Genomic DNA, 5,613 nt, shown 5'->3' on the forward strand with positions numbered 1-5,613 from the left:
TGTCTCAGGCGGTCAAATTGGACGGGCACGGCGCAACAAAACAAACCAACGCGACCAAGCGTGCGTCTGGGCTCACGGATTCAGGATGTTCTAAGGACTTACCCGGATTGGCGCTTCCGGGCCCGGCTGGCAGAGGAACAATCGCAACTTGTCCGGACTTCGGGAGTACTCACATGCAGGAGGCGTACGCGCTCCATGAAGGAGCGTTCGGCACGGCCATCGTCCTTGAAGCGTGCGCCAACCTGGTATCGCATGCGCATTCCGAAACCCAGCTCGCGCTCTGGCTTGGAGGCGCGCGGGCCACCGCGCGTGTCGGCACCGAGGTCGTGCCCTACGGGGAGAATGTGGCCCTCGGCGTCAATGCTTATGAAGCGCACGACATGGTCAAGCTGGACGACAGCGGCCCATGCCTGTTCCTCGTCTTCATGATCAAGAAGGAATGGCTGGATCAACTCGGCATCGCAAAGGAACGCAGCTTCAGATTTCCGTCGCCGCACGTTCCCATCAGCGCTGCGATGCGCCGCTCATGCTGGCGCGTGCTGGACCTGATCATCTCGGCCGACCCGGCGCGCAGCGAGATCGACGACGAGGTCGAACGGTTGCTGGAGGCTGCCGTTGCTGCGTCGACCGGCGGCGAAGCGGCGCCCGGGGCCAGCGTTGGCGTCACGCTGGACCACCGCTTGCGCAGCGCCATCGCCCACATGCGGGACAACGTGTCAGAGAAGACATCGATCGACGATATCGCCGCCAAGGTCGGCCTCTCACGCGCGCGCCTTTTTGCGCTGTTTCGCGATCAGCTCAACACCACGCCGCAGGTCTTCTGGAGCGGCGTGCGCGTCGAGGAAGCGATGCGGCGCGTGAGCGAGGGCAGCGAGCTCACCGATGTCGCACTCGACCTCGGCTTCTCCGCGCCAGGCAACTTCTCGCGCTTCTTCAAGGAGCACACGGGGATCTCACCTTCGATCTTCAAGCGAGCCACACGAGCGCCATCACCGGTGACGGTCACCGGCATTCCGCGGGAGCAAAGCTTGTAGCGGTAACGCCAGAGCGCGCGCCGCTGCGCCTGGTCCCCGGGGGTCAACGGACCCAGATCCCGATCCTCAATGACGTACCGAAATGCGACAGGCTGCCGCGTACGAGGACAGCCGCATCCGGCCTCATACCAGTCCTTGAGCGATCGACGGCGACTGACAGGAGTGGGCCCGGAACGCCACTACGGCGCCCTGAGGAGCGGACCTTCGATTGGGCACGGGCATATCGCCGCCCGCACCTGTGTTGGCAATTTCGGCGCCGAATTGCACGGATATGTCGGCACCTTGAAACCGGTCGTCGATGCTGAGATCTCTTTGGCCCCGGAATGACCTCAATGGGTCTCACAGCGTGAGATCGCCGTGCGGAGGGGAGAGACAGCAATCGCTGCGAAGCCGAAGTTCGAGCTGCGCGGTCGAAGGACGTCAAGGGGGCCGGCGCTCCCCCTCTGCTTGACAGGGCACCCGGGCAGTGGCGAAATGGTTTCAGGACACCGCAATCGGTTGTCCGTCGCGCAGCCGACGAGGAGCATCCATGGCTGAAATCCTTGGATTGGGTATTACCCACTATCCGCCGCTTTGTCTGCCGGACGCTGCGATGTCGGGCATCCTGCGCTGGACGCTCGACGACCCTGCTATTCCCGCCAGCGCCAAGGATCCGGGCAATTGGCCCGAGGCGATGCAAAGGGAGTGGGCGGACGACCAGGGCGCAGGTGMGGCCGCCAAGCACCGCGCCGCGTTGGTCGACGGCCTCGATCGCGTGCGCGCCCGTCTCGACAAGTTCAAGCCGGACGTGGTTGTCATCTGGGGTGACGATCAATACGAGAATTTCCATGAAGACCTGATTCCGCCGTTTGCCATCTGCGCCTATGAGGATCTGGACCTGCGGCCCTGGGTACAGACGAAGGCTTCGTCAATGATGAAGGGCAAGGCCAACGTGTGGAACGAGGACGAAACGTTCGTCTATAGGTTGCGTGGGCGGCCGGACATTGCGAGGCAGCTCGCCGCCGCGCTCATCGAACGGAACTTCGATGTGTCCTATGCGTACAAGCCACTTCATCACGGCAGCGTGCCGCACGCCTTCACTAATTCGGTTCTCTTTCTCGACTACCACCGGAAGGGCTATGACCACCCGACGATCTGCTTTCCGCTCAATTGCTATGGGCGTCGTGTCATCTCATGCCGAGGCTCTATGACGCGGATGGACCAACCGGTGGATTTCGATCCGCCGTCGCCTTCGCCCAGCCGCTTCATGGCTCTTGGGGCAGCGACCGCGCGGTTCTTGAAGCAAAGTTCCTACCGGGTCGCACTGATCTCATCTTCATCATGGTCGCACGCGTTTCTCGTCGACAAGACTTGGCGCCTAATACCAGACACGAGAAGCGACCGCCTCCTCTACGACGCAATGGTCGCCAGCGACTACGGCTTGTGGCGATCGACGTCGCTTCAGCAGGTCGAGGACGCCGGCCAACAGGAGGTGCTCAACTGGTGGACGCTCATCGGAGCCATGGAAGCTCTCGGGGCGAAGCTCGAATGGAGTAAGTTCGTCGAGACTCACATTTTCAATTCGAACAAGGTTTTCGCCGTCTTCGAGACGCAATAGGACGCTCACTCAGCCAGCGGCAACTCAAGGTTCCAGTCTTCGTTCAGAAAATGGCCTCGGAACGCCTACGCGGGCCGCACCGAAATGTCGATATTCAATGCCGCGAAGCAGTCGCTCAACGATTGACACCGGCGTTATGCCGGACTTGCCGTCGGCTGTCAGCACCCTATAGACGCGCCGCCGCCGCTTAGCTCGCGCCTGAGAAGGGATAGCGACTTCCTGCGGGCTTGATGGGTCTAGGCTGGGGCGCAGCCGTGGTAGTTTGAGTCTCTTGGGCAACGGCTTCTTGCGTCGCGTCGGCGCCCAGATAGGCAACGCGCGCGGTACTCGTGTGCTTCCCAATCTCCAGGGTTATCGTGACCGGAGTACGCACCGGCAAATTCGTTTGCTTCGCCGTGACGAGGATTTCGTTTCCCGCGGCTGAGAGGCGGGCCACATTCTCATCAGGCAACTTCACCACGTACATGAGATCAAGGCGCTCGCGACCGGCAACTCGGTACTCGCACTGCACGCTGCTTGAGCAATAAGGTCGGACGTTATCCACGGGCGTCTCGCCGCCGGCCCGTACGTTCGAGATCTTGGCCTTCACCGTCGCATATCCGACGCCGCGCACAGGAGGCAATTCCAGTGACGAGGCCTGTACCCCGTCCGGGCTCAGCAACTGGAGATGCACGGCAGTCTCTTCGCTTCTCGGCTCCTCTGAGGATGATCGGAAAATCCTGGGCGTTGTGTCCGGCCTTGCTGTTACGGCAGGTTGTGCAGCAACTGGCGACACAACGACCTGCTTGAAGGACCGGATTTCAGGCGAAGCTGTCAATTCCACCGGCGCGAGAACAGCGCCTGATGGTTCGCTGCTTCCACCGCCGCAGCCGAGAAAGACAGGCAGGACTGCGAGGGCGCTCAGCCTCGGAGTCCACTTGAGGCAGATCGACATGGCTGCTCCATGGGGAGATGGAAGGTGGGCCAGCGCTGACACAACCGACCCATCACGATCAGATGGCCGGCGGCCAGATCTTGACTGCGAGGCCACTGTAGACGGCATTGAGCGCTACGGTGGAAGACGTCAAGGACACCGAAGTCCATACGCCGTCCGTCCCGGGGTTGCCCGGGCAGGCGCCGCCAACAACGGGAACGCTGCCCGTCGATGTCGGCGTGCCGGAGAAGCCTGTCAGATTGAAGCCTGTAATCTGGTTCCGCACTCGGGCGTCATACCCAACAGTGCCCGCCACACCGACAGTCGAGGTGTGTCCGACGTTGTGGGTGTGCTCCCCGCGGGTTCCTTCCCCGGTGGTCCACGTGCAGACCGCGGTATAGATCTCCGACGCCACAAACGTGAACGTCACGCCCGCGGCCCTAGCCTGCAACTGAGCGTTGTTCCAGCCGAAGGCAAGTTGTACGTCGCCTTTTCCWGCGAACCCCGTACCCGTTTCCGGATTGAAGGTCACCGTTGCACTTGCGATGCCTGCGACTGCCATCAACGCCAGAGCCGCGCTCATCTTGAGTAATTTCATCTGCTTCTTCTCCAATAGGGTCCGTCTTGCTGTAGGTGTTGCGCCGGCCCAAGCGCGCTTGCACTTTAGTTTTACTTTCGAGCTTTTTGCGGGTCGGCAGCGCGTTCACTTCAGCAAATATGGGAAAAATTCACATGTAACAAGTATTTGCACGTGCGGCGATCGCGGAGCGCCCGGACGATGTGTGAGGGCTCGGCCAATCGGCGTGTCAGGCAGTGARCCGGGTTCGGACAGAAGGGGGCAAACGCCAAGAGTGATCTGAGCGGTCAGAGCGGGTTGACCGGCTGGCGGCAGCCGCGAAAGGCCGCGGGCGGGATGAAACCTTTCAAGCAGGTCTTCTGCGAGGGATATCAATGTGTTTGTCGATTCCCGTTGCAGCATGACCCGAAAACGGCCGTCGGCGAACTTCGGCTCTTGGCCGGGACTGCCTGTTCGCCAAACTCGCCGATAGCAGTCCTTGGCCAACGGGGCGATCACGCCGAAGGTCAGCTGCCATGCACGGCCGCGAACTGGTGCTTGCGGCCAAGAAGAGGCGGTCGGCCTCAGGCCTCAAACCCGACGTTCATCCGGCCACGCTTTTTGCGACGGCGACGGTTGAAGGTGAGCGCTACGCCGCCGGAAGTGGCGGGCGGTTCTTGCGGTACGAGTTCTTGACCGCAATCTTTCCTTCCCGGAAAGTGAACACGTCGCATCCATTGACCTCGACGCGCGAGCCGTCCGCCCGCGTCCCGATGAATGTCCATTCGGACACCCCGCGGTCGCCGCAAACGAAGTGATGAGGGTAAAGCCACTGCGCGTCGGGAAATGTCTTCCAAACGTCGGAAAATCCGGCCTGGACGGCCTCTCTGCCGATGTACGAGGTTCCGCAGACGTCGGGGCCGGCGGACGCTTCGAACACACAGTCGTCCGTCATGAAGCTCATCAGCGCTTCAGCATCGTGGCTGTTCCAAGCATCGGCGAAGGCCTGCAGGTCTGCAACGGTGACATTCATATTTCACCTCCAGTTTGGCGTGACTTGGGAATTGTTGCTCAGGTGGTTCGGACCGAGGCAGCGGAAAGCTGGTCGGCAGTCGGGCCAGGAGCGGATGCTCCCGACGGTTGTCTGATTCGCAAGTGAACTCGATGCTGGACCTGCCGTCCGATGCATTCTGACGCCGGCTCGCGCCGACGCTGCTTTCCACTCAACCGATGGAGCGCGCACATGATCGAACTGATTTCCGGTCTTCCCGACAGTGTCGTCGGCATCGTCGCTTCCGGCTACGTGAGCGCTAGAGACTATGAAGCGGTCCTCATTCCGACCGTCGAATTGAGGCTGAAGCAGTTCGACAAGCTGCGGCTTCTCTACCGGCTCGGTCCCGAGTTCAAGGGCTTCACCGCGGGAGCAATGTGGGACGACCTGAAGCTCGGCGTTGCCCATTGGAAGGCGTGGGAAAGGATCGCTGTCGTCACCGACGTCGATTGGATCGCCAAC

Annotated in this window: 6 protein-coding genes; 3 read left to right on the forward strand and 3 right to left on the reverse strand. The window is 61.5% G+C overall.

What is annotated here, in order from left to right; translation table 11 throughout:
• Together AC1DY5_RS39760 and AC1DY5_RS39765 are read left to right on the forward strand one after the other, a co-directional pair.
• Positions 1 to 1,034 (forward strand): helix-turn-helix domain-containing protein (locus AC1DY5_RS39760; RefSeq protein WP_478119953.1); only part of this gene is annotated, 1,034 nt, incomplete at its 5' end.
• Positions 1,035 to 1,563: 529 nt separating this feature from the next.
• The gene (locus AC1DY5_RS39765; protein ID WP_478119954.1) at positions 1,564 to 2,631 is read left to right on the forward strand and encodes a class III extradiol ring-cleavage dioxygenase family protein; all 1,068 of its coding nucleotides are present in this window, start codon (positions 1,564 to 1,566) and stop codon (positions 2,629 to 2,631) included.
• Between the two features lie 187 nt (positions 2,632 to 2,818).
• On the opposite strand, the gene AC1DY5_RS39770 is transcribed toward AC1DY5_RS39765, so the two are convergent.
• The 3 genes from AC1DY5_RS39770 to AC1DY5_RS39780 form a co-directional block, all read right to left on the reverse strand.
• Complete coding sequence (locus tag AC1DY5_RS39770) at positions 2,819 to 3,304, reverse strand: hypothetical protein (protein ID WP_478119955.1); 486 nt, start codon at positions 3,302 to 3,304, stop codon at positions 2,819 to 2,821.
• A gap of 319 nt (positions 3,305 to 3,623) precedes the next feature.
• Positions 3,624 to 4,142, reverse strand: a complete 519-nt coding sequence (locus AC1DY5_RS39775) for a hypothetical protein (protein WP_478119956.1) — start codon at positions 4,140 to 4,142, stop codon at positions 3,624 to 3,626.
• Positions 4,143 to 4,749: 607 nt separating this feature from the next.
• A complete protein-coding gene (locus AC1DY5_RS39780) occupies positions 4,750 to 5,133 on the reverse strand; it encodes a nuclear transport factor 2 family protein (RefSeq protein WP_478119957.1) in 384 nt (127 codons plus the stop codon).
• 210 nt (positions 5,134 to 5,343) lie between these two features.
• Here AC1DY5_RS39780 and AC1DY5_RS39785 point away from each other — a divergent pair.
• A partial coding sequence (locus tag AC1DY5_RS39785; RefSeq protein WP_478119958.1) for a SpoIIAA family protein occupies positions 5,344 to 5,613 on the forward strand: 270 nt, incomplete at its 3' end.

The organism is Variovorax sp. P4_D9, assembly GCF_056401695.1.

What these genes read in the sequence shown, in the direction of transcription:
- AC1DY5_RS39780 (WP_478119957.1), bottom strand. Translation starts at nt 5,133, where the DNA reads ATGAATGTCACCGTTGCAGACCTGCAGGCCTTCGCCGATGCTTGGAAC.